General features: G+C 64.6%; 20 protein-coding genes. 10 read left to right on the top strand and 10 right to left on the bottom strand.

Features of this window, described 5'->3' with window-relative positions:
* Positions 1 to 85: 85 nt before the first annotated feature.
* Positions 86 to 1,636, bottom strand: coding sequence for a hypothetical protein (locus N826_RS08380; protein WP_044427620.1), 1,551 nt, complete (start codon positions 1,634 to 1,636; stop codon positions 86 to 88).
* 990 nt (positions 1,637 to 2,626) lie between these two features.
* Here N826_RS08380 and N826_RS08375 point away from each other — a divergent pair.
* Positions 2,627 to 4,576, top strand: a complete 1,950-nt coding sequence (locus N826_RS08375; protein ID WP_169789305.1) for an AsmA family protein — start codon at positions 2,627 to 2,629, stop codon at positions 4,574 to 4,576.
* Between the two features lie 28 nt (positions 4,577 to 4,604).
* On the opposite strand, the gene N826_RS08370 is transcribed toward N826_RS08375, so the two are convergent.
* The 5 genes from N826_RS08370 to efp all read right to left on the bottom strand — a co-directional run bounded on the left by N826_RS08370 (position 4,605) and on the right by efp (position 9,805).
* Positions 4,605 to 6,143, bottom strand: a complete 1,539-nt coding sequence (locus N826_RS08370) for a peptidoglycan -binding protein (protein ID WP_044427617.1) — start codon at positions 6,141 to 6,143, stop codon at positions 4,605 to 4,607.
* A gap of 29 nt (positions 6,144 to 6,172) precedes the next feature.
* Positions 6,173 to 7,315: a hypothetical protein gene (locus tag N826_RS08365; RefSeq protein WP_044427615.1), complete on the bottom strand. Its 1,143-nt coding sequence runs from the start codon at positions 7,313 to 7,315 to the stop codon at positions 6,173 to 6,175.
* A gap of 56 nt (positions 7,316 to 7,371) precedes the next feature.
* Positions 7,372 to 8,211 carry an OmpA family protein gene (locus N826_RS08360; RefSeq protein WP_052830929.1) on the bottom strand — a complete coding sequence of 280 codons (840 nt, stop codon included), beginning with the start codon at positions 8,209 to 8,211 and terminating at the stop codon, positions 7,372 to 7,374.
* Positions 8,212 to 8,407: 196 nt separating this feature from the next.
* A complete protein-coding gene (locus tag N826_RS08355; RefSeq protein ID WP_044427613.1) occupies positions 8,408 to 9,229 on the bottom strand; it encodes an inositol monophosphatase family protein in 822 nt (273 codons plus the stop codon).
* A gap of 9 nt (positions 9,230 to 9,238) precedes the next feature.
* A complete protein-coding gene (gene efp / locus N826_RS08350) occupies positions 9,239 to 9,805 on the bottom strand; it encodes an elongation factor P (protein WP_044427611.1) in 567 nt (188 codons plus the stop codon).
* A 265-nt stretch (positions 9,806 to 10,070) separates the two neighbouring features.
* On the opposite strand from efp, the gene N826_RS08345 reads away from it, so the two are divergent.
* The gene (locus N826_RS08345) at positions 10,071 to 10,340 is read left to right on the top strand and encodes a hypothetical protein (RefSeq protein WP_044427609.1); all 270 of its coding nucleotides are present in this window, start codon (positions 10,071 to 10,073) and stop codon (positions 10,338 to 10,340) included.
* Between the two features lie 172 nt (positions 10,341 to 10,512).
* Here N826_RS08345 and N826_RS08340 read toward each other — a convergent pair whose 3' ends face one another.
* Both N826_RS08340 and N826_RS08335 read right to left on the bottom strand, forming a co-directional pair.
* On the bottom strand, positions 10,513 to 11,808 hold the full coding sequence (locus tag N826_RS08340; RefSeq protein WP_147040621.1) for a hypothetical protein: 1,296 nt from the start codon (positions 11,806 to 11,808) through the stop codon (positions 10,513 to 10,515).
* A gap of 149 nt (positions 11,809 to 11,957) precedes the next feature.
* Positions 11,958 to 13,322, bottom strand: a complete 1,365-nt coding sequence (locus N826_RS08335) for a hypothetical protein (protein ID WP_044427605.1) — start codon at positions 13,320 to 13,322, stop codon at positions 11,958 to 11,960.
* A gap of 246 nt (positions 13,323 to 13,568) precedes the next feature.
* Between N826_RS08335 and N826_RS08330 the strand changes: the two genes are divergently transcribed.
* The 3 genes from N826_RS08330 to N826_RS08320 are packed head-to-tail and all read left to right on the top strand — an operon-like array spanning position 13,569 to position 16,650.
* On the top strand, positions 13,569 to 14,447 hold the full coding sequence (locus N826_RS08330; RefSeq protein ID WP_044427603.1) for an alpha/beta fold hydrolase: 879 nt from the start codon (positions 13,569 to 13,571) through the stop codon (positions 14,445 to 14,447).
* 27 nt (positions 14,448 to 14,474) lie between these two features.
* Complete coding sequence (locus tag N826_RS08325; RefSeq protein ID WP_044427602.1) at positions 14,475 to 15,275, top strand: 16S rRNA (uracil(1498)-N(3))-methyltransferase; 801 nt, start codon at positions 14,475 to 14,477, stop codon at positions 15,273 to 15,275.
* Between the two features lie 10 nt (positions 15,276 to 15,285).
* Positions 15,286 to 16,650 carry a glutamate--cysteine ligase gene (locus tag N826_RS08320; protein ID WP_044427601.1) on the top strand — a complete coding sequence of 455 codons (1,365 nt, stop codon included), beginning with the start codon at positions 15,286 to 15,288 and terminating at the stop codon, positions 16,648 to 16,650.
* A 99-nt stretch (positions 16,651 to 16,749) separates the two neighbouring features.
* Here N826_RS08320 and N826_RS08315 read toward each other — a convergent pair whose 3' ends face one another.
* Positions 16,750 to 18,081: a pentapeptide repeat-containing protein gene (locus N826_RS08315; RefSeq protein WP_044427600.1), complete on the bottom strand. Its 1,332-nt coding sequence runs from the start codon at positions 18,079 to 18,081 to the stop codon at positions 16,750 to 16,752.
* Positions 18,082 to 18,282: 201 nt separating this feature from the next.
* Between N826_RS08315 and N826_RS08310 the strand changes: the two genes are divergently transcribed.
* Both N826_RS08310 and N826_RS08305 read left to right on the top strand, forming a co-directional pair.
* Positions 18,283 to 19,179, top strand: coding sequence for an MBL fold metallo-hydrolase (locus N826_RS08310; protein WP_044427599.1), 897 nt, complete (start codon positions 18,283 to 18,285; stop codon positions 19,177 to 19,179).
* A gap of 24 nt (positions 19,180 to 19,203) precedes the next feature.
* Entirely contained in the window at positions 19,204 to 20,316 is a 1,113-nt protein-coding gene (locus N826_RS08305; RefSeq protein ID WP_044427598.1) for an Rpn family recombination-promoting nuclease/putative transposase, read from the top strand.
* A 257-nt stretch (positions 20,317 to 20,573) separates the two neighbouring features.
* On the opposite strand, the gene N826_RS08300 is transcribed toward N826_RS08305, so the two are convergent.
* Positions 20,574 to 20,942, bottom strand: coding sequence for a cupin domain-containing protein (locus tag N826_RS08300; RefSeq protein ID WP_052830928.1), 369 nt, complete (start codon positions 20,940 to 20,942; stop codon positions 20,574 to 20,576).
* Positions 20,943 to 21,141: 199 nt separating this feature from the next.
* Between N826_RS08300 and leuC the strand changes: the two genes are divergently transcribed.
* The 3 genes from leuC (at position 21,142) to leuB (ending at position 24,371) form a co-directional block, all read left to right on the top strand.
* Positions 21,142 to 22,548 (top strand): 3-isopropylmalate dehydratase large subunit, encoded by a 1,407-nt coding sequence (gene leuC, locus N826_RS08295; protein ID WP_044427597.1) that lies wholly within the window; start codon positions 21,142 to 21,144, stop codon positions 22,546 to 22,548.
* Positions 22,549 to 22,562: 14 nt separating this feature from the next.
* The gene (leuD, locus tag N826_RS08290; RefSeq protein ID WP_044427596.1) at positions 22,563 to 23,174 is read left to right on the top strand and encodes a 3-isopropylmalate dehydratase small subunit; all 612 of its coding nucleotides are present in this window, start codon (positions 22,563 to 22,565) and stop codon (positions 23,172 to 23,174) included.
* Positions 23,175 to 23,252: 78 nt separating this feature from the next.
* A complete protein-coding gene (leuB, locus tag N826_RS08285) occupies positions 23,253 to 24,371 on the top strand; it encodes a 3-isopropylmalate dehydrogenase (protein ID WP_044427595.1) in 1,119 nt (372 codons plus the stop codon).
* Positions 24,372 to 24,408: the final 37 nt, after the last annotated feature.

Here is a 24,408-nt window from a genome sequence, read left to right as displayed (position 1 = left end):
GGTCGGAAAATTTATGTAGAGATGAAATGCAAACCGGCCCCCACCGTCAGGTAGAGGCCGGCAGGCATCTGCGTTCAAGCTTGGATTACAGCGCGCCCAGGAAGTTGGTCAGGTCTTCCTTTTCCTTGGGCGTCAGGCCGATCTTGAACCGGTTGTTGTAGACGTTGACGACATCCTTCAGCGTCGCCGCCGAGCCGTCCCGGAAGTAGGGCTCGTGGGAGGACAGCGCCCGCAGGCTAGGAACCGTGCTGGCGCCGACGTCCCGGCACTTGCCGGTGATCAGGGCCTTCCCAAGGTCGTTGGTCCGGACGCTCGTCGCCGAGGCATCCCACAGGAACGAACCCGCAGCACAGCCCGACACTTCGAAGATCGGCAGGTCGGTCTTCGGTGCCGGTCCGCCGGCGCTCGCCGCATGTCCGCCGATGCCGATGTCGCGTTGCGAGTTCGCCAGCACGTCGGAGCCGGCATGGGAGAAGTTGTGGCAGGTGGCGCATGTGCCGCCCGGAAAATCACCGCCGACGAGATCGTTGAAGCCGGATACGCCGGAAATGGTGAACGTGCCTCTTGGATTGCCTTGGGCGTCCGTCGCCGTCCCATTGAACAGCGCCTGTCCTCGGGCGATCGACTGCCGCGTCTCCCTCGTCGATCCGCTGCCCGGATTCGTGAGCCATGCGTCGAACTCGTCGAAGACGGTGCTGCCCGGCGCCGGGAAGGATGCCGGATCGTCCTTATGGTCCGCGACGTTCTCCGGCCCGCCTTCGGCGCCGGCGGCGGTCAGCAGGCCCGCCGTCTTGTACCTATACTGGGCGTTGAACATGCCGACTTCGAAGGCGACCATTTCGTTGATCTGGGCCGTGGTCGGCGGAACCTTGGCCTGCGCATGCCCCATCGTCGCGCTGAGAGCCTGGGACTGCAACGACGGCTCACGCCCGTCCCACATGATGTTGCCGCTCAGCGCGGGCGGCGGCGCTCCCGGAAAGCCGGTGACCGTGGTCTTGAAATGCAGGTTCCCCGATATCACCGGACGCCGGTACATTGAAACCATCCGGGTCTTGACGCCGTCGATCACCACCTGATTCGTGCGTTCGTCATAGTTGCAGGTCGTCGGATCGCTGATGATCGAAAGCGTGAACTCCGGAGCAGGGCTCACGGGCACGGGGATGGGAATGCGGATAAGACCCTTGTTCAGCAGCAGGGATCGCGCGGCCTTGAAGTCCTTCTTGGACTTGCCCTTGAAGCCGCCGACGATGGAGCCTGCGGTATCCTCGGCGGGAACCAGCGTCGGACAGTTGGCGCCGTCCACCGGGGCGAACAGCGGGTCCTTTCCCTTGGTCTTGTTCAGGCGCTTGTTGATATTGCGGAGGCTGATGCTCATCCCGCTGGCCGGCTGGTGGCAGGTGACGCAGGCGCGTCCATTGCTGCCCAGCGACTGGAAGAAGGCGTTCTGGGACGTCACCGTCTGGCCGCCGGGCTGATAGGAGCCCGTCTGGCCGTTCGGATCGTTGTCGATCTCGAGCTTCGGGATGACCGCCGGAATGCCGCCCTGGTTGAAGATCTTGGCCGGGAGAGGCTGGCTCATCATGTGCGGGTAAGTCTTCTCGAAGTAATCCGCCGCATTCGCCGGAAGCTTCTTCAAAATTGTTGCCGTCGTATCGGTATTGGCGAGAGGCGGCGGCGTCGCCGGTACCGTGGTGGGATCGGTGAAATCATCCTCTGCCGCATAGGCTTGACTTTGAGGGTAAGTAAGCGCGACCGCGCTTGCCCCCAAAATCAGCCCGGACAGAAACAGGCTTCTGGTCGCACGATGACTCAATACCCTGCGCATGGCCCACCTCGCTGATTTTGTTGTTGAGTACAAGTCACTTTTTTGAAGACCATATGAATGGCTTCACTAGAGTCGTTCTGTGATTTTGCCCCGGATATGCAGTAAGTTAATAATGAAATACTTTATCAGATGATATTTATTATTTATGACGGTTAAAAAAATCTCTGTTGTTGATTTCAATAGAGTAGGAAAACCACAAGGTTTTGACACGCGTCCGTAGCATCCGCAGAAGAGGATTCTGAAGATATTTGAGAGCAGCGGTATCTATTGCGTCCGCTCTGACAACGATGCTGGATATTGGATGCAGATTGTGTAATCGGCTTCACATACGTCTCAGAAGAAATGCGCAGTCGTCGTGCTTTTTGGCTCAATCAATGATAGTTAATCCAACATGATTTTTTCTCCCTTTTGCTTCTTAATAGAATAATATTAACTTAGAGAATCCATCAAAATTGAGAAAACAACCAGAATGCAAAAAGTGTAATGTACATCTTGTATAAAGCGCACGATAGTTTTCTCTGTTGGAATTCCAGCTACCCGGATTTAGTAATCATACCCATGGCGTCGGGGTAATCTGTCAAGCAGACGGTTTACTGTTGCATATAGCTCCGAATGGCTCTGCTCTTCCCTCATTTTAGTATGCCTGGAATTTTCATTGCCTGCCGCAGGTAACGAACGATCAATACCAGTGAGCCGGGAGAGGGACCACCGGAACGATGTGGCCGAAACGATGTGGTTTGAAACGAAAGCCGTTCATGCCGGTTGACTCTTTCTCGAACGGAAGTGTCAAAGGGGTTTGCCGTGGGTCGGGTGTTGAAGTGGCTCGGGATCGTTTTGGGTGTGCTCGTGCTGCTCGTCGTGGGTGCTTTCGCGATGCTGGAGACGAGTTGGGCGCGTGACTTCGTGGCCAAGCGGGCAAGCGCCGCGCTCGGCCGGGAGGTTCGCATCGACGAGAATTTCGACATCGACTGGTCCCTGACGCCGAAGATCCGGGCCGGCGGCATCCACCTTGCCAACACCGACTGGGCCGGCGGCGGCGACATGGCCGATATCGGCGCCGTCGAGGTCACGCTCGACCTCCGGCGTCTGGTCTCGGGAACCGTCGCCATTCCCCAGCTGACACTGATCGATCCCAAGCTGAACCTCGCCCGCGATGCCCAGGGCGCCGCGAACTGGGACTTCCCCAACTTGCAGGGCGATCCCCCGCAGGAAGGCGACGGCAGCCCCAACCTTCCGGAAATCGGCCATATCGAAGTCCGGGGCGGAGAAGTCGCCTATCGCGACGACGGCCTGAACATCCAGGTCGCCAGCACTGTGAATACCGAGCGCAACGAGCAGGGCGAGGACCGGGTGCGGATGGTGGCCGACGGCAACTACGCCAACGAACCGTTCCATCTGGACGCTACGACCGGCACCTTCCTGGCCGTGCGCGACCGGCAGACGCCTTTCCCCGTGCGGGCGGAGGCAACGGTCGGGACCACGAAGACGATAATCGACGGCACGCTGACCGACCCGCAGGAACTGGCCGGCATGGATATCGGCGTCGATATCAAGGGCCAGGACCTCTCCGACCTGTTCCCCATCGTAGGCTTCCCGGCGCCCTCGACGCCGCCGTTCGACGTGTCGGGCCGGCTGGAACGTAATGGCAAGGTCTGGTCCTTCACCGATGCGGCGGGCAAGGTCGGCGACAGCGACATCGGCGGCGAAATCCGGATGGACCTGGGCCACGAGCGTCCCAAGGTAACCGGCAACCTGACATCGAAGAACCTTGACTACAAGGATCTCGCCGGCTTCGTCGGTGCCCCACCGCCGGTCGATGACGGCGAAACCCGGTCGCCGAAGCAGGAGCAGCTGGCCCAAAAGCTGGAAGCGGAAGGCCGGATCATTCCCGATACGCCGATCAACGTCGAGATGCTGAAGAAGGTCGACGTCGAAATGCGCTATCACGCCGACAGGCTGCTGGTGCCGCATGTGCCGGCCGGCGCCATGGATGCGCGGATCATCGTCAACGACGGCCGGGCGAAGATCGAGCCGGTGCGCATGAACGTAGCCGGCGGCAAGGCCGGCGGCATCATCCAGGTCGATGCCCAAGAGAAGCCGCCGGCGATCGAGATGGACCTGGAGATGCGGGCGCTCGACCTCGCGCGCTTCTTCAAGGGAACCCAGTTTGCCGAGGACATGGGAGGCACCTTCGGCGGCAAGCTGAAGCTCAAGGGCAACGGCGATACGGTGCGCAGCATGCTGGCCTCCAGCAATGGCCAGCTTTCCGTCGTGATGGAAGGCGGCAAGGTCAGCAACCTGATCGTCGAGGTGCTCGGGATCGACGTCGCCCAGGCGCTGGGCTTCGTGCTGACCGAGGACGAACCGGTCGCCGTGCGCTGCGTCGTCGCAGACCTCGGCATCAAGGACGGGCTGATGAAGTCCAATGCCCTGGTGTTCGACAACACCGACAGCAACGTCACGGGTGAAGCGACCGTCAACCTCAAGAACGAAGCCTTCAAAGTCTCGATGCTTGCGCATCCGAAGGACTTCAGCCCCTTGTCGGTCCGGACCCCCGTCGGCGCCCAGGGCACATTCGCCAACCCGCATATCGCGGTCGATCCGACCCAGGCCATCGCACGCGGCGCCGCCGCCGTCGCCCTTGGCGTGTTCCTGACCCCTCTGGCGGCGATCATCCCGCTCCTGGACCCCGGCGAAGGCAAGGACAGCCCGTGCAACGCGCTGCTGAACAACGCGGCCAAGCGCCAGTAAGTCATCTAGGGCGGATGAACGACACGCCTCAGCGCTGGTCCAGCTTCATCTCGATGCGGCGGTTGCGGGCGAAGGCGTCCTCGCCCCGGCTGGGGTCGAGCGGCTGGTACTCGCCGAAGCCGGCGGCGACCAGACGGTCAGCCGGCACGCCGCGCTCGACCAGGAACTTGACGACGGAGATGGCGCGGGCGGTCGAAAGCTCCCAGTTGGACGGGAACTGCGGCGTGGAGATCGGGCGCGGGTCGGTATGCCCGTCCACCCGCATGATCCAGTTGACCCCCGGCGGAATGCGCAGTGCTATCTCCAGCAAGGTATTGGCAAGCTGGGCAAGCTGGACCTTGCCACCTTCCTCCAGCGTCGCCGACGCGCTGGGGAACAGCACTTCGGACTGGAACACGAAGCGGTCGCCGACGATGCGGATATCCTGCCGCGTCCCCAGCACTTCCCTCAGCCGGCCGAAGAACTCCGACCGGTACCGCGCCAATTCCTCGACCTTGCTGGCCAGCGCCAGGTTCAGCCGGCGTCCTAGGTCGGAGATCTGCGCCTGCTGCTCCTGGTTCTTCGATTCGGCAAGGTCGAGCGAGGCGGTCAGCCGGTTCAACTGGTCGCGCAGAGCCGCGATCTGCTGGTTGAGGACGGCGACCTGGGCGCGGCCTTCCTCGGTCAGCGTCTTCTCCCCGGTCAGCGCCGCCTCCGTCTGGTCCAGCGCCAGCTTCAGCTCCTCCAGGCGGATGTCGCGCTGCTCGATCTCCCGCTGCGACAGGGTGGTGCGCTCCTGCTCGCTGCTGAGCTGGCTTTCGAGCTGCTGCGAGCGGTCGCGGATCGATGAGAGCTCCGCCATCAGTGCTTCGCGCTGCTCCTGCGTCAGTCGCAGCTCTTCAGTAGCCTTGGCGCGGTCGGCCTCCGTCCGCTGAAGCTGCTCTGCGGTCCGGTCACGCTCCGCCTCCGTCTGCTGAAGTTGTTCCGCCGTCCGGTCGCGCTCCGCTTCCGTTCGCCGCGACAAGGCGGTCAAGGCGGCAACCTGGGTTTCGAGTTGCTCCCGGACATCCCTCAAGGCCTGGATATCGGCCTGGAGGCTGGCGATCTCGCGCAGCGAGGTCTCAATTTTCTGGCGGTCCGCCTCGATCACCTTATAGGCGTCTTCCAGATCGCGGCTGACCTGGGTGACTTCGCCGCTGGCCTGCTCGCCGCGCCGCGACAGGGTGGAGACCTGGGCGTTGAGCTGGTCCTGCCGGGCCTGCGCTTCGGCAAGGCTGGCGGTAAGCTGCTCCCGGTTGGCGGTGGAGCTTTGCAGTTCGGCGGAAAGCTGGGCGATGTTGACGCGCAGGTCGGCATTCGCCTCCCGCTCCATCGCCAGCAGGTCGCTCAGTTCCGTCAGCTGGCGGTTCAGCCGCGTCAGGGCCTGATCGCGGCTGGACAGCGTATTCGACATGTAGAATTGCGCGATGATGAAGACCATCAGCACGAAGATCACGACCATGACCAGCGAGGACAGGGCATCCACCCAGCCCGGCCAGATATTGATCGCATGTTCCCTGCTGCGCCGCCCGCGGCTGCTGCCTGCCATGACCGGCTATCCGATCCCGATCCGGCGCGTCACCGCTCGCTGTCCTCGGCGAGGGCGGCGATGGTGCGGGCCAGCAGCTTGATCTCGCTGCGGATTTCCTGCACGGACTGGACCCGGCCGGTGGCGACTTCCTCCAGCAGGCGGGCGGTATAGACGTCCATGTTGCGGATGTGCTGGCGAGTCGCGTCGTCGATGCCCAGTTGCTGGCCGGAAATCGCGTCGGACAGCCGCCCCAGGATCGGCTTCAGCTCCATCTGGCTCTCGGCCAGCCGCAGCATCAGGTTCTGTTCCGTCCGCATCTGGTCGGTCAGGGTGCTGAGTTTCTCCGTCAGCGCCAGCAGGTTCTGATTGGCGGAGCGGCGGCCGTCCTCCGACTGCGCCACGGTGCGCTGAAGGTTGTCCAGATTCTCGGCGGTCTGTTCCAGCAGGGCCTGGAGATAGGCGGGGACTGACTGCTCGCTCTCGCCGAAGCCGGCCCCGCTCGATAGCCGTGTGGCACCCGACAGCCAGTCTTCCAGGTCGGTGTAGAAGCGGTTCTGCGCCTGGCTGGCCTGGAGTTCCAGGAAGCCCAGCACGAGCGAGCCGGCCAGCCCGAACAGCGACGAGCTGAACGCCGTGCCCATGCCGGTCAGCGGCGCCTGCAAGCCTTGTTGGAGGTTGCCGAACATCATGCCGACGTCGCCGCCCTCGACCGACAGGCTGCCGATCACGTCGCCGACCGCGCTGACGGTCCCCAGCAGGCCCCAGAAGGTGCCGAGCAATCCTAAGAAGATCAGCAGCCCGATCAGATAGCGCGAGATCTCCCGCGTTTCATCCAGCCTTGCGTCGATCCCGTCCAGCAGGGAGCGCATCGACAGCGCCGACAGGCTCAGCTTGCCCTTGCGCTCGCCCAGCATGCGGGCCATCGGCGCCAGCAGGACCGGCTCCTGCACCGCGTCGCTGGCCGGGCGGTTGGTCTGGAAGCTCTCCAGCCATGCCACTTCCGGCTTCAGGATCAGCACCTGCCGGAAGATATAGCCGATGCCCAGCAGCAGGACCGCGATGATCAGGCTGTTGAGGCCGGGGTTTGCCATGAAGGCCCGTTCCAGCGCCGGGAACAGCAGCAGCACGACGCCGGCGACGAGGGCGACGAACAGGATCATGCGGGTAAGGTAGCGCTGCGGCCGGGACATGGGCACCATGCTCTCGCGGATCTGGGGCGTTGATGAAGGGTGAGCCGAGTGTGCCACTATTTTACCAGCAACAGATCAACGCGGTCTGAAGGGCCGTCCGATGCGGTCGGTCCCAGGGCTCTGACATCGATTCGGGTGCGTCGTATCCCCTGGTCGATCAGATACGAGCGGACGGCAAGCGCCCTTTCCAGCGAAAGACGCCGCGACTCGCGGTTGGTTTCCGGTGTTCCACTGGCATAGCCCAATATTTCAAGGCGGGTGATCTCGTCCTCCCGCAGGCGGGCGGCGATGCAGTTCAGCAGGCTGGTGTCGGCGGGCGACAGTGTCTGCGCCATGTCGTCGGGATAAACGACGCGGAACTCGGTTCCGGAGGGCAGGGCGTCGGAAGCGGACGGCGGCGCTGCCGGGCCGCCTTGGCGCGGCGGCACCGCCGCTTGGGGGCGTTCGCCCGGCAGCGACGGCACGGCGGCGATCACCGGCGGCATGCCCGGGGGAGCCGGCGGCACGACCGGCGTGCCGAGCTGGACGCCTTCGGGCGGCGGCACGTTCGGGCGGTCGGCGGGTGGTTCCGGCGCCGGGCCGGTGGAGAGATCGGGAGTGACGCCGGGGTCGAGCCCGGTCGGCGGCGGGATCGGCCTGCCGCCTGGACCAATGGGGCGCGCGGTGAGGCCCGGATCGGACGGCACGTTCAGCGGACGGTTCGGATCGGCGTTCTGGCCTGCTGGACCCGCCGGTGCCCGGGCTTGGGATGCCGGAGGAACCGGCGGCTTCCGCGTGGGAAGCGCTGGCGAAACTCCACGCGCCGGCAGGTCGGCTCGGGATGCCGGCTGTTCCTGACCCGATGGCTCGGCAGCGGCGGGAGCCTCCTGCGCGAAGGCGGGTTTGGCGAGAGGCACCTGTCCGGTTACGGCTGCGGTCCCTAACGCGCAACCGAACGCTAACCGCAGCACGGAGGACGAAACGCGGCGATTCATGTGCCCCCGAACTTTAAACCTCTGACATATCTCGATAACCCGGCGGCAGCCGGGCCTCGGAGCGCACGATATCCCAACGGGGCAGGGCCGACAACCCGCCATCGGGTACACGTGCCGGTCAGCCTTCGGCCTTAGGCTTGCTTTTTGCGGATGCGTCGCGCAGCACCTTGCCGAGCAGAAGATGCAGGTGCGAATTGGCCGCCAGGACGCTTTCGCCGGCATAGGGATTGCGCCCGCCGCCGATCTCGCTGGCGAAACCGCCGGCTTCCGTCACCATCAGCAGACCCGCCGCGACGTCCCACGGCTGGACGTGGCTTTCCCAGTAGCCGTCGAAACGGCCGGCCGCGACATAGGCCAGATCGAGCGCCGCCGAGCCGAAGCGCCGGACCCCGGCGGTCTCCGCCATCACGGCCTGAAGCTGGGGCAGGTAGTCGGCATGGTTGCCGCGTCCCTTGAAGGGCAGGCCGGTGGCGATCACCGACTCGTCCAGCTTGCGCCGGCCCGACACGCGAAGACGCTGGTGGTTGTTCCAGGCGCCCGCACCCTTCTCGGCCCAGAACATCTCGTCCCGTACCGGCTCATAGACGATGCCGGCGACGATCTCGCCTTCCTTTTCCAGAGCGATCGAGATCGACCAGAACGGCAGGCCGTGCAGGAAGTTGGTGGTGCCGTCGAGCGGATCGACGATCCAGCGGGTGCCGGCGTCCTTGCCGGTGAACCCGCCGCCTTCCTCGAGCAGGAAGCCGAAGTCGGGCCGCGCCTTCTGCAACTCGGCCCGGAGGATCTGTTCCGCCTTGGTATCGGCGGTCGAGACGAAATCAGCCGGCCCCTTGCGGGAAACCTGGAGATGTTCGACCTCGCCGAAGTCGCGAATCAGCCCACGCGCCGCTTTTTCGGCGGCGCGAGCCATCACGTTGATGATTGCCGAACGGCTTGCCATAACGGGTTTTTAGTCCTTCGCACGTTCCAGGTAAGTGCCGTCGCTGGTGTTCACGACGATCCGGGTGCCGGACTCGATGTGAGGCGGGACCAGGACGCGCTCGCCGTTGTCCAGCACGGCCGGCTTGTAGGACGACGATGCCGTCTGGCCCTTCACGACCGGGTCGGCTTCGACCACCTGCAACGTGACGGTGGCCGGCAGCTCGACCGCGAGCGGCGAGCCTTCGTGCGTCTGCACGTTGACCATCATGCCGTCCCGCAGGTAGACGGCGGGATCGCCGATGATGTCGCGGTTGATGACGAGCTGCTCGAAAGTCTCGTTGTCCATGAAGGTGTAGGCATCACCCTCGGAAAACAGGAACTGCATCTCGTGCTCGTCCAGACGGGCGCGCTCGACCGTTTCCTGGGTGCGGAACCGCTCGACCATCTTGTTGCCGGAGCGGACGTCCTTCATCTCGAGCTGAATGAACGCGCCGCCCTTGCCGGGCTGCACGATAGCGGTCTTCAGGACCACCATCAGCTTGCCATTGTGCTCCAGGACGTGACCCGGACGCATCTGGTTGGCGTTGACCTTCATGGTATTTGACCGTCGTTGACGCTGCTTTGGAAAGCGCGGAACCTATCAGGTCGGAGAGGCGGTAGCAATGTGCCCTCGGCTTCGTCCCATGAGATTCAGCGATATGGGGGGAGATTCGGCGATATGGCCGCGTAAATCCCGTGGTCGGAGTGAACCGTGACCTGCTATGACGGTTTCCCCTTTCGATCCTCCGGGGGCCGGGGCGGAACAGCCGTCCGGATTCCGGGATCGGTGGGTCCAACATCTGATTTGAGGAACAGCCAAGATGTCCAACCTCCACAAGCGTGCCATGGAAGCGGTTCTTCAGGCGGCCCAGCACGACATAGTGGGGACGCTCAAGGAGCGGGAAATCGGCGACCGCCACAGCGAGGAGGCCGACGAGGCCGTGCTCGACGTCGCCATCCTGCATGCCTACCGCATCTTCGTAAGGATCTGCGGGGAGCAGGGACTGGACGTCGACGGCCAGCTGTTCGCCGAGCTGGCGGGCGAACTGGCCGATGAAATGGCCCAGGACGGCGACGCCGACTACGATTGATATCAAAGCCGAAGAGTATGACCGGCGGTCGGCAAGTGTTGGGCCACGGCCCAACCTACGAAGCAGGAGCCCGTAGGTTGGGCAGTGGCCCAACAAACACCGTCCTCACGGGTCGATCTCTTAAGCCCGACACCTGACGTCCCCGACTGGCTTGAGCCTGTGGAACCCGGCCTCAAGCCACCCCGGCAAGCTCCTGCCCGGTCAGATCCCGGATAAGGTCGCGCACCGGCTGGAGCCGGGACGGCGGCGCTATCAGGTGCAGCACCGCCAGCGTCTCGTCCAGCGCGGCGAAGGCGGCCCCGCGTTCATCCGCCGGCAGGTGGGCGGCTGCGACCGCAAGGTCGCCGAGCCGGCGCGACACCGCACCCGTCAGTCCGATCAGCGCCGTCTCGTAGGCCGGCAGCACGCCCATCGCCCGGAATGCCCGGCGGCTGCGGGCGAACGAAGCGAGCGCCGCCGCAAGGTGCCGTGTGCCGGGCCGGCGCAGGTCGGTCATGTCGGCGGGCGCCAGGCGCAGGATGCCTTCGACCGCTTCCGGCAGCAGACGCGCCGTCAGCAGGCGGATCGCATCGGCTTCCAGCCGCGCCAGGGGCAGGGCCGCCAGCGGCAGCCGGCCGACGGAAAGCTTCAGCGCCGTCAGGTCGCGGACGGCGGTCTCCAGCGCCGCCGGATCGGCCGGTCCGCGCGGGGGCACCGCCGCCGTCGCCCGGCTGCGCACATCTTCCGCCAGCCGGTCGATCAGGCCCGCCACATGACTGCGCGTCGTCGACCGGTCGGCCAGACGCCCCAGCATTTCCAGCGCGGTCCGCGCCACCGGCCGATGCCGGACCACCATCATGACGAACAGGTCGGCGGCCTTGGGATCGGCGGCCGACAGCCCGGCGACCGCATCGGCCAGATGGTCGGACAGCCAGTGGGGGAAGATCCCGGCGATGGTGGCCGCGCGCAGATGGTCGCGGGCGTCGCGGACCCTGTCCTCCACCGCCAGCGCCGCGCGGATATCGTCCACGATGTTCCAGAAATCCGGGTGGTCCGCCGCCGCGTCCTCCGCGAAGGACTGGTCCCGTGCGGCACGCTGGATCAGGGCGGCGACCTCGGCCAGGCCTACCTGTGGAGTTTTCCGCTCCCGGTGAAGCAGCTTCCACAGCGGCCGCAGCACGGACCGGGGGATCTGGCCGGTCCTGCGCCGCTCGGGGACGGTATCGCACAGCAGGTCGGCGAACGGCTCGCAGAAGTGGCGCAAGCCGGAATGGGACCGGCGCCCGTCCGGCCAGTACGGCAGGATCGGCAGCGCCGGATGCAGGACTTCCCTGATCTCGTTCGCCCCGGACGGATCGTCGATCGACATGCGCGGCAGCGACGTGACGGACGACCAGCACGCCTCGTCCAGAGCGGAGGCCGGCACGGCTGCCCGAAGGGTTCCGGCTGCCCGAAGGGTCCCAACTGTCCGGAGAGTGTTGAACGTCATGGAGCTGGTCTCCCTTTTCGATCCATCGGGCGACCGGAAACTTGATGCGTCACCTGCCACTATCGATAGGCCACTAATTGTTTGGCTTAAACTTTACTTAAGAGGTATCGGAGAGCGATTTCGAGGGATCGCGTTCCGGTGACACCCGGTCACGGCTTGCAGTCGCCGTTCATGTGCCGGATGAAGCCGATGAAGAAGTCGTCGTTGTCCTGGGTTCCCAGGGCCGAGAAGCCGCCGACCAGAAGCGGCATCAGGGCACTGCTGGAGCAGACCTGCTCCAGCGCGTGCAGGGTCGAGACGACGCCTTCCAGGGCCGTCCGGCGGGCGCCGAGGCCGGCTTCCGCTGCGCTCCGCGCCAGGGTTTCCAGCTCGACCGAGACTGTGGCGCGCACCTCCTCGACCTGCCGCTTCCAGGCGTCTCCCTCGCCGACCGTCTTGAACAGGTCGCGGCTGCGCGACAGCGCCTTCATCGCCTTGGTGAAGGCCAACCTGTCCGCCGTCGACGCAGCCTCGCCGGTCATGTCCTGAAGCAGGTGGGCATGGGCAAGCGTCTGCGCCTCCACCTCGCCCAGGAAGCGCTTGACCAGCACGTTCCGCAGGTCGCTTTCCAGCCGGCGCAGGCGCGCTGAGTTGTGCGGCAGACGGCCGTCGGCCGACTGCTTCAGGACTTCCAGGTGCCGCGCCGCCGGTTCGACCGCGTCGAGGACGCCGTGCAGGTCCACGGTGCCGGCATCGCCCGCCAGCGCCGCGTCGGCCTTTTCCTGAAGGTCGCCGATGGCGCTGTCGTAGACGGCTTCCAGAGTATCGGCGGCGACGGCGCCGTGGGTCTGGCGGGTAAGCTGCCCCAGCATCGTCAGCACCGACTGGGTCAGGGACGGATGACGCACCAGCAGGACCAGGAACAAATCGACCCTGCGCCGATCCTTGGATGCCAGCGTCCCGATCGCTGCGCCGAACGCCGCCTGGGCCTCAACGCTAGGCTGGCCCTCCGGCCCGGCCGCCAGCAGCCGGCGCATCGCGGCTACCGGCTCCCGGACCTGGAACGCTCCGTCGATTTCTCCTGCGATTTCCCAGAATTCGGAATGGCCGGCGGCGTTGGCCCGGGCGAAGCGATGATCCTTCTTCGCTTTCGCGATGGCGGCCTGAAGATGCCCGTGCAGATCCTCCAGGCTCATGCCGTCCAGGCTCTCGGTCCCGGACTGCTGCCGGATCAGCGCCCAGAGCGGTGCGATGACGGTGCGGGGAACCCGGAAGGGCTTCCGGTTACGCCCGACCGGACCGCACAGCAGATGCTCGAACGGTTCGCAGAACCGCCGCAGCGCGGTGGCCTTCCGGATAGGGCGCTCCACCCGCAGCCAGGCGCGCATAGCCTCCATCAAGGTGGAGCGCATCTCCGCGTCCGCGACCTTGTCCGACAGAAGGTAGACCTCCCGCAGGCGCGCTTCGGGCAGTGCTCGAAGCATCGCGGCGGAGGGCGAAGCGTTGCCTTGGCGGAGGGTATCGGAGCGGGCCATGATGGCTCTCGGGTAATTGGTTCGTCCTCCTATCGATAGCGGTAAATTAACTTGAGATAAATAATTCTTAAGCGTTATTTAACCTCAAAGAGATCGCATGAAGGGCGTATGCCATCGATGCGGGGGATTATATCCTTCGCGACGCGGCGTGCCCGGGCGGGCATCTTTTGCAGACAGGCATCGCCCATTGTGGGAAGGTTGGACGCTGGTAAGAAACCGTTAAACAACACAGGGAGACCCGGCAGGATGTTCGAAGGATTCACGCGTCGGCGCATCGCGACGAGCGGGGCGGAGATCAATCTGGTGATCGGCGGCGACGGTCCGCCGCTGCTTCTGCTGCACGGTTTCCCGCAGTCCCATGTGATGTGGCACAAGGTCGCCGGCCGGCTGGCGGAGCGGTTCACCGTCGTCGCGACAGATCTGCGCGGCTATGGCGACAGCGAAAAGGTGCCGACGGTCGAGGACCATTCCTCCTATTCCAAGCGCGCCATGGCGCAGGATCAGGTGGAGGTCATGCGCGTGCTGGGCTTCGACCGCTTCCATCTCGTCGGCCACGACCGGGGCGGCCGGGTAGCCCACAGGATGGCGCTAGACCATGCCAAGCGCGTATCGAGCCTGACGGTACTGGACATCGTTCCGACCCTGACGACCTTCGAACGGGTCGATCAGGCGCTGGCGTCGGCGTATTACCACTGGTTCTTCCTGATCCAGCCGCACCCCCTGCCGGAACACCTAATCGGGCTGGACCCGGAGTTCTACCTGCGCCGCAAGACAAACATGTGGGGTATCGGCACCGCGCATTTCACGCAGGAAGCGATGGCGGAATACATCCGCTGCTTCAGGAATCCCGCCGCCGTCCACGCCATGTGCGAGGACTACCGTGCCGCCGCGAGCATCGACCTGGAGCACGACCGCGCCGACCGCGCCGCCGGTGTCAAGGTGTCGTGTCCGATGATGGCCCTGTGGGGCGGCCGCGCCACCATGGACCGCTGCTTCGACGTTCTGGCGACATGGCGCGACGTGGCGCTCGAAGCGCGCGGACACGCGCTCGACTGCGGACACTATATCCCGGAGGAGCGGCCCGACGAGTTCACCCAGGCATTGCTGGATTTCCTGGAGCGATGATGCGATACCCCCGGAAACGGAGAGGCCATGATCCAGCACCATCCAGATATCGAGCCGGTCAAGACCCGCCTGCATGTCGACGAACCCCTGGGTGAGGGTGCCACCGTCGGCCTTGACCACGAACGCGCCCATTACCTGCGCCACGTGCTCAGGCTGGACAAGGGGAACCGCGTAGCACTCTTCAACGGCCGCGACGGCGAATGGTCGGCCCGCATCGACGGTTTCGGCAAGGGCTGGTGCAGTCTGGCCGTGGAGTCCCGGCGTCGGCCGCAGGCTCCGGAGCCGGACGTCTGGCTGCTGTTCGCCCCGATCAAGCGGGCAAGGATCGATTTCGTCGCCGAAAAGGCGGCGGAACTCGGCGCCTCGGCCGTCTGGCCCGTCATCACCCGCCACACCGATGTCGCCCGGGTCAACACCGACCGGCTGCGCGCCAATGCGATCGAGGCCGCCGAACAGTGCGAGCGGCTGACCGTTCCCGAGATCCGCGAGCCGGTCCGGCTGGATCAGGCGATGGCCGGCTGGGACCCTGCGCGCCCGCTGCTGCTCTGTGCCGAGGCCGGTCCCGTGCGCCCGGTCGAGGCGGCCCTGGCCGGCCTTCCGCCCGGTCCGGCCGCAATTCTCACAGGTCCCGAAGGGGGCTTCGCCAAGGATGAGCTTGACGGGTTGATCAATCTGCCATTTGTTGTTCCTGTCGGGCTGGGGCCAAGGATCCTGCGTGCCGACACGGCGGCGCTCGCCGCGCTCGCTTGCTGGCAGGCCCATTGCGGGGACTGGTCGGCAGGGGGTGCCGACGTGCGTCCCCCGTTCCGTTCCCAAGAATCAGGTTGATCAGGCACCCATGTCCGCCCCTCCGAAGTCACGCGGCGAACCGATCACCGACCTCCGCGGTCTGGTGAGCCATCTCGAACAGGGTGGCAAGCCCGAATCCGAATGGCGCATCGGCACCGAACACGAGAAGTTCGCGTACCGCACCAGCGACCTGCGGCCGCTGCCCTATGACGGTCCTGACGGCATCTCCGAACTGCTGAACCGGATGACCCGGTTCGGCTGGGAACCGGTCGTCGAGAACGGCAACGTCATCGCCTTGACCAACGGTGCCTGCAACGTCAGCCTCGAGCCGGGCGGACAGGTCGAACTGTCCGGTGCCCCGCTGGAAACCCTGCACGACACCTGCGCCGAGGTCCACGAGCACCTGGATCAGGTCAAGCAGATCGGCCGCGAGCTTGGTATCGGCATGATCGGACTTGGCTTCAATCCCAAGTGGAAGCGGGACGAGATTCCCTGGATGCCCAAGGGCCGCTACAAGATCATGCGCGAGTACATGCCCAAGCGCGGCACTCTGGGTCTCGACATGATGATGCGGACCTGTACCGTGCAGGTGAACCTCGACTTCGCGTCCGAAGCCGACATGGTCAAGAAGTTCCGGGTCAGTCTGGCGCTCCAGCCGATCGCCACGGCGCTGTTCGCCAACTCGCCCTTTACCGAAGGCAAGCCCAACGGCTTCCAAAGTTTCCGCAGCCATATCTGGACCGATACCGATCCGGACCGCTCCGGCGACCTGCCGTTCGTGTTCGAGCAAGGCTTCGGTTTCCAGCAATACGTGGACTATGCGCTGGACGTGCCGATGTACTTCGTCTACCGCGACGGCAAGTACATCGATGCCTCCGGCCAGAGCTTCCGCGATTTCCTGCAAGGCAAGCTGCCCGCCTTGCCGGGCGAACTGCCGCTGATGACCGACTGGGCCGATCACCTGACGACGCTGTTCCCGGAAGTGCGCCTCAAGCGCTACCTGGAAATGCGCGGTGCCGACGGCGGCCCGTGGCGCGGCCTTTGTGCCCTGCCGGCCCTGTGGGTCGGATTGCTCTATGACGGTCAGGCGCTGGATGCCGCATGGGATCTCGTCAAGGATTGGACGGACGAGGAGCGGGCGCATCTGCGTGCCGACGTCCCCCGGCACGCACTGGACACCGTCCACCGCGGCCGCCCGCTGAAGGACCTCGCGCTGGAAGTCCTGCGCATCGCCGAAGGCGGCTTGGCCCGGCGTGCCCGCAACGACCGCTGGGGTGACGACGAGACCCACTTCATCAACACGCTGCTGGAAGTCGTCGAGTCCGGAGAAACCCCGGCGACCAAGCTGCTGAAGCTCTACCACGGCGAATGGAAAGGCGACATCGACCGCGTCTTCGCCGAGTTCTCGTACTGAGCGCAGTTCGCCAACTCTTCGAAGTCTGCTGAAATGACGTAGACGCGGCCTCCGGCCGCGTTTGCCTGCTCCGCCGGTCGGGCCTGCCGGCAGACCAGCCTACCGTCCCACGGCTCCGTCCATATTCGCTCCGGCCAGATTGGCTCCCGTCAGGTCGGTCCCGTTCAGCACCGCTTCCCGCAGGTCCGCGCCACGCAGGTCCGCCTTCGCCAGTACCGCGTCCGTCAGGTTGACGCGGCGCAAGTCTGCGTTGCGGAGGTTGGCGCCTTCCAGCCGGGCGCGGTGCAGGTTCGCGCGCCAGACATGTCCCGTGCCGCTCTGGATATGGACCGGATTCAGCTTCGCATCCGAGAGATCGGCGCCGCTCAGCGTCGCGCGCTCCAGGTTGACGCCGCGAAGATCGGCATTCGACAGGTCGGCGCGCCGCAGATCGGCCAGCGACATGTCGGTCATGGCCAGCACGGTGCCGGCCAGCTTGGTGCCGTTCAGCACGCAGCTCTGCATGATGGCGGCGGAAAGGTTCACGCCGCGCATGTCCATGCCGCTCAGGTCCACTCCGCCAAGGTCGGCCCGGCCCCCCGACTTGCCGCCGCTGTCCATCCAGGCCGCGTGCTCCGTCAGCAGATCCGGCAGCTCGCGTCCCAGGTCGCCGAAAGATTTCGCCATGATGGCGCCCGCCAGTTCCGGTGCCCGGCGCTGCATGTCGTCCATGATGACGCCGATCATGATCGCATTGGTCAGCTTGACATTGCCGAACTGTGCTCCCGACAGGATAGCACCGCTGAGCCGCGCGCCCGAAAGGTTGGCGTCGGTCAGGTCGGCGCCCTGTAGGTCGGCTCCGGTCAGGTCCGAGTTGGTCAGGTTAGCGCGGATGAACTTGGTGCCGCGCATGATGGCGTCGGTCAGATCCGTCTGCATGACGAAAGCGTTCGATACCCGTGCCCGCGACAGGTTCGCCCCGCGCATGGTGGCGCAGGTCAGTTCCGTCGTCAGCTTGACGGCCGCACCGTTGACGGACGACATGTCCCCCGCCTTCCCGACATGGAGCAGCGTGCCGTCCCGCAAGTCGGCCTCCAGCAGCATGGCTTCGCTGAGGATCGCGCCGCGCATGCAGGCGCCGCGCAAATCGGTGCGCGAAAGGGTGGCGCCCGTCAGGTTCGCTAGCCGCATATCGGTGCCGTAGAGGTCGGCATTGGTCAGGTTGGAGCCGAGCAGGCGCGTGCTGAACAGTTTGGCGCCGCTGAAATCCGCTTCGGTCAGGTCGAAGCCGCTGAGGTCCAGGTGCGACAGGTCACGCATCTTGAAACTGGCGCGGGTGCCGCCGGGCTGTCGCTTGAGGAATGCCCTGTGTCTTGACGCGAGGACAGTCAATTCCTGCTGGGAAAGCCGCGTACGCGGGATATCGGCGGTCTCGCCAGAAGCGGAGGTCATGAAGGAGCCATCCTGGAAGCGACCCTGGTAGTTTGGGTCGCAAACAAGAACAAACCGTTAAGATCGGCTTCATGAAATAGCCGCTCAACACATCAGGATATGTCAAAACTCTGGGAACTGTCGCAATGCAGTCCGGTTGGACTCTGCCAAAGCGCCGGTTCCCAACCGGCTGACTGTTCCCAACCGATTGATTGCGAAGCCATGGCCGAACAAATCCCCCTGTCCGATAGCGCCAGCGCCGTCGATCCCGAAGTCGATGCTGCGCGCAACGACAAGACCCATGAGATCGCTCCCGCCCTGGCCTATCGTCGGCTCGGCATCGTCAACGTGATCTTCGTCGGTCGTCCCGGTGCCGGCGACCGGCAGTGGGTGCTGGTGGACACCGGCATCCCCGGAACCAAGGGCTTCATAAAATCCGCCGCCGAGGAACGCTTCGGCCGCAACGCCCGTCCCGCCGCCATCGTCATGACCCATGGCCATTTCGACCACATCGGCGCGCTGGAGGACTTGGCGGAGGAATGGGACGTCCCCGTCTATGCCCACTCCCTCGAACATCCCTACCTGGACGGCAAAGCCTCCTATCCGCCGGGCGACTCGTCAGTCGGCGGCGGAGCCATGGCCGCTCTCGCGCGCCTCTACCCGCGTGGCCCCGTCAACGTGGCCGCCCGTCTCAAGAGCCTCCCTGATGACGGCAGCATCCCCGGCATGCCCGACTGGCGCTGGCTCCACACGCCGGGCCACAGCGTCGGCCACGTCTCGTTCTGGCGGGAGAGCGACCGCGCGATCATAGCCGGCGACGCCTTCGTCACCACCGACCAGGAATCCGCCTATGCCGTCGCCCTCCAGAAAGCCCAGATGCACGGCCCGCCGATGTATTACACGGTGGAGTGGGATAAGGCGAAGTCCTCGGTCGAGAAATTGGCCAGCCTTGAACCGGACCTCGTCGTCACCGGCCACGGCGCAGCGATGCAGGGTCCCGAGATGCGCGACGCATTGCACGCGCTGGCACGCGACTTCGACCGCATAGCGGTCCCGACGCAGGGGATCTACCTGAAGGAACCCGCGCGGGCGGAAGACGGCTCGGCCTATCGGCACTGAGAAGGGCAAGCGGCATACGGTAGGATGAATTTGCCGCAGGCGGTGTGGGTGGAGTTTCGCTGGCTGACGGCAGAGCGCCATGCCATCACCTCGGCTTCCGCCCCGCACCCGTGCCGTGAAGCAAACCTGATGCCGCCGCCCCGACTGATCAAACGCCATGACCAGTTCTTCAAACGCCTGCTCGAACGCGATGGTACGGCGGGAGCGCTCCTTCGCGAAAGACTGCCGCCAGCAGTGGCGGGACGATTTGGTCCGGACGCGCCGGAACTTGTCGCCGGCTCGTTCGTGAACAGGGAATTGCAGGAGCACCAGACCGACAGACTCTATCGCGCGCGTATGGTTGACGGTGAAATTGCCTTCATCTATGCGCTGATCGAGCACAAATCCTCACCCGATCCGAATGTGACGTTGCAACTGCTGGGCTATATGGTGCAAATCTGGCAATGGTGGATCAGGCAGGAAGGCAATGGTGGAAACAGCCGGCGGCGACGCCTGCCGCCCATCTTCCCGATAGTCGTCTATCATAGCGAGGCCGAGTGGCACATACCTCTCGACTTCATCGGCGGCATGGATCTGTCGGTCGATGGCGCCCTCCGTCCGCATCACCTGAACTTCAGCTATTCGCTGGCCGACCTCGGGCGGATCGAAGACGCCGAGTTGTCCCGAGAAGAAACCCTCCGGATCGGCTTCCTGATCCTGAAGCATGGCAGCCGGGACGGCGACTTGCGGGAAACCCTGCTGAAACTCGGCAGACACGCCTTCGCATTGGGATATGATGACTTGGTGGCCTTGGTGCGCTACATTCTCGCTGAACCAAATGACGTCGAGGCGGCGATCGTTCAGGAGGTTCTGAAGGAAATCATACCCGGCCAGGAGACGAGGATCATGTCGATCGCGGCGGAGCAGTGGAAAGCCGAGGGTATGCAAATCGGTGAAGTTAAAGGCAAGGCAGCGGGGATCGAAGCCGACAAGGCTGACCTCCTTCTGCGACTACTGCGGCGGCGCTTCGGCTCCTTGCCCGAGTCCGCTCAGGCAAGAGTGCAATGCGCTTTGGAGGACCAGTTGAACGAGTGGGCGGAAGCCGTCTTGGATGCATCGACGCTGGATGCCGTCTTCGGAGGGCGGGGGGACAATTGACGACGGTATGGTGCTCCGTAGCACCTGAAAGACGTGGTATCGAGGCCATCGAAGATCCCTCGGCAATCATAGCAGCGGCGACAAATTCATAGAGGCATGATAGTTTGCCGATGCTGATCTGGTTCGCTAAGCCCGATACCAAGTCCTATGGCCAACCCAGCCGACGACCTCGCCCAGAAGTCGCCGGCGCTTGATTGCTAAAGCTTTAAGTTGTCCGTGATGACATTTGACGACGTTTCATGTCGCACAGGGGAATGTCATGACGCCGCCTCGAAGGTCGCATAAAGCTTCCGCGCCGTCTCCACGACCTCCCAGGTTCCGACGAACCCGGCGGGCATGACGAAGCTGCTGCCGGCGCGGAAGGTCCTTTCGCTGCCGGCCTCGTCGCGGACCACGACTGTTCCGCTCATCAGATGACAGAACTCGTTCTCGGTGAAGACGACCCTCCACACGCCAGGGGCGCCTTCCCATATACCTGTGGAGAACTGACCGGTACGGTCGGTGAAGTAGTTCCACGCGGTCTGGTCCGGCGACCCCGCGAGAATGCGGTCCGCGTCGGGCCGGATAGTAAACTCCTCCGACGGGGTTTCTCCGAAAACGGCAACGTCTGCTATCGCGATCGACATGAAATTTCCTTTTTACGGGCGGACCGGCATATCCGAGGATACGAAATGCGCGGTCTGTATTGCATAAAAGTCTAGTCCCTTGAGACGGAGAGGGGCAGGGGCTATGGTGTCGCCAAAAGGAGAGCCCGGCTTATTCCGTCAATTCGGGGGCCGGGAAATTCGGGTCCCATGCTGGAACGAGATATCAGAGAATAAAACAATGGCCAAAGCGCGCACGCTCTTCGACAAGATCTGGGACAGCCACGTCGTCCACCGCCAGGAGGATGGCACCTGCGTCCTCTATATCGACCGCCATCTGGTGCATGAGGTGACCAGTCCTCAGGCCTTCGAAGGGCTGCGGCTTGCCGGCCGCAAGGTCCGGCGCCCCGAGGCCACGCTGGCCGTCGCCGACCACAACGTGCCGACCAGCGACCGCAGCCAGGGCATCGCGGACGAGGAAAGCCGCATCCAGGTCGAGACGCTGGAGCAGAACGCGCGCGACTTCGGCGTGCCCTACTATGCCATGGACGACATCCGTCAGGGCATCGTCCACATCATCGGGCCGGAACAGGGACTGACCCAGCCGGGCATGACCATCGTCTGCGGCGACAGCCATACCGCGACCCACGGCGCCTTCGGCGCTCTGGCCTTCGGCATCGGCACGTCCGAGGTCGAGCACGTGCTGGCGACCCAGACGCTCCAGCAGCGTCCGGCCAAGAACATGCGCATCACGGTCGATGGCGACCTGACGGTCGGCGTCACCGCCAAGGACGTGATCCTGGCGGTCATCGGCGTGATCGGCACCGCCGGTGGCACCGGCTACGTCATCGAATACGCCGGCAAGGCGATCCGCGACCTTTCGATGGAAGGCCGCATGACCGTCTGCAACATGTCGATCGAGGCGGGCGCCCGCGCTGGTCTGATCGCACCTGACGAAACCACCTTCGAGTACCTGAAGGGCCGTCCCTACGCCCCGAAGGCCGGCAAGTGGGAGCAGGCCGTCGCCTATTGGCGGACGCTGCCGAGCGACGAGGGCGCCACCTACGACAAGGAAGTCGTGCTGAAGGCAGAGGACATCGTGCCGCAGGTCACCTGGGGCACCAGCCCGCAGGACGTGCTGCCGATCACCGGCATCGTCCCCAACCCCGCCGACGTCGCCGACCAGGGCAAGCGCCGCGCGGTCGAGCGGGCGCTTGAATACATGGGCCTGACGCCCGGCACGCCGCTGAACCAGGTCAAGGTCGACAAGGTCTTCATCGGTTCCTGCACCAACGGCCGGATCGAGGATCTGCGGGCTGCCGCGACCGTCGCCAGGGGCCGCAAGGTCGCCGACGGCGTCTACGCGATGATCGTCCCCGGCTCGGGTCTCGTGAAGGAACAGGCCGAGGAAGAAGGTCTGGACGTGATCTTCAAAGAAGCCGGCTTCGACTGGCGCGAGCCCGGCTGTTCCATGTGCCTCGCCATGAACGCCGACAAGCTGAGCCCCGGCGAGCGTTGCGCATCGACCTCCAACCGCAACTTCGAAGGCCGTCAGGGCCGTGGCGGGCGGACCCATCTGGTCAGCCCGGCGATGGCCGTCGCCGCCGCGGTGACCGGCCACCTGACCGACATCCGCGAACTGGCCTGAGGAGAACCCGGAAAATGGAAAAGTTCACCACCCTGACCGGGGTCGCCGCCCCGCTGCCGATCATCAACGTCGATACCGACATGCTGATCCCCAAGCAGTTCCTGAAGACGATCAAGCGGACGGGCCTGGGCAAGCACCTGTTCGACGAGATGCGCTACACGCCCGAGGGGCAGGAGAGGCCCGACTTCGTGCTGAACCAGCCGGCCTACCGGCAGGCGAAGATCCTTGTGGCCGGAGACAACTTCGGCTGCGGATCGAGCCGCGAGCACGCGCCCTGGGCGCTGGCCGATTTCGGCATCAAGTGCGTCATCGCTCCCAGCTTCGCCGACATCTTCTACAACAACTGCTTCAAGAACGGCATCCTGCCGATCGTCCTGCCGCAGGAACAGGTCGATCTGCTGATGGACGATGCGGAGCGCGGCGCCAACGCCGTCGTCTCGATCGACCTGGAAAAGCAGGAGATCACCGGCCCCGACGGCGGCAAGATCACGTTCGAGGTCGATGCTTTCCGGAAGCACTGCCTGCTGAATGGCCTGGACGACATCGGCCTGACGCTCGGACACGTCCAGTCCATCGACAGCTACGAGACATCGCAGCGCGGTACGCAACCCTGGCTGTGGGCGTAGCGCAACAGGGGAGCTTTTCAGGAGCGTGAATGCGCATTACAAAGCTCTCCACCAGATATTCCACGGAGAAACCACGCGATGTCCGCCAATAAGAAGCTGCTGATACTGCCCGGTGATGGTATTGGCCCGGAAGTTATGCGCCAGGTACGCCGCGTGATCGACTGGATGGATCGTAGGCGTAAAGTCACGTTCGACGTTCAGGACGGTCTGGTTGGAGGCGCCGCCATCGACCAGTATGGCGTGCCGGTCAGCGACGAGACGATGGCCGACGCGTTGAGCGTCGATGCCGTTCTACTCGGCGCGGTCGGTGGTCCCAAGTGGGACAACATCGGATTCGACAAGCGGCCGGAAGCCGGCCTGCTCCGGCTCCGCAAGGAGCTTGGCCTGTTCGCCAACCTGCGTCCGGCGACCGTGTTCGACGCTCTGGTCGATGCCTCGACCCTCAAGGCCGATATCGTTCGCGGCCTCGACCTGATGATCGTCCGCGAACTGACCGGCGGCGTCTATTTCGGCGAGCCGCGAGGGATCGAGGAACTGCCCGACGGCCAGCGCCGGGGCGTCAACACCCAGGTCTACACCACGGCTGAGATCCAGCGCGTCGCCCGCGTCGCGTTCGAACTGGCGCGCAAGCGTCAGAACAAGCTCTGCTCGGTCGAGAAGGCCAACGTGATGGAGTCCGGCCTGCTGTGGCGTCAGGAAGTGACGAAGCTGCATCAGGCCGAATATTCCGACGTGCAGCTTTCCCACATGTACGCCGACAACTGCGCCATGCAGCTGATCAAGAACCCCAAGCAGTTCGACGTGATCGTCACCGACAACCTGTTCGGCGACATGCTGTCGGACGAAGCCGCCATGATGACCGGTTCGCTGGGCATGCTGCCGTCGGCCTCGCTCGGCGCTCCGGACGAATCGGGTCGCCGCCGCGCTCTGTACGAGCCGGTGCATGGTTCGGCCCCCGACATCGCCGGCCGCGACCTCGCCAACCCGATCGCGACGCTGCTCAGCTTCGCCATGATGCTGCGCTACTCGTTCGACATGAACGAGGACGCCGGCCTGATCGAGAAGGCTGTCCAGAACGTCCTGAACGGCGGCACCCGCACCTCGGACATCATGGCCCCCGGCATGGCCCGCTGCTCGACCTCCGTCATGGGTGACTCGATCATCCGCGAACTGGAGAAGGTGGCCGTCGCGGCGTAAGCCGCAGCGCCGCACCCGACAAAAAAGCCCGCCGGAT

The organism is Skermanella aerolata KACC 11604 (assembly GCF_000936425.1).
Classification (GTDB): domain Bacteria; phylum Pseudomonadota; class Alphaproteobacteria; order Azospirillales; family Azospirillaceae; genus Skermanella; species Skermanella aerolata.
This window is presented reverse-complemented; position numbering and strand designations above follow the sequence as displayed.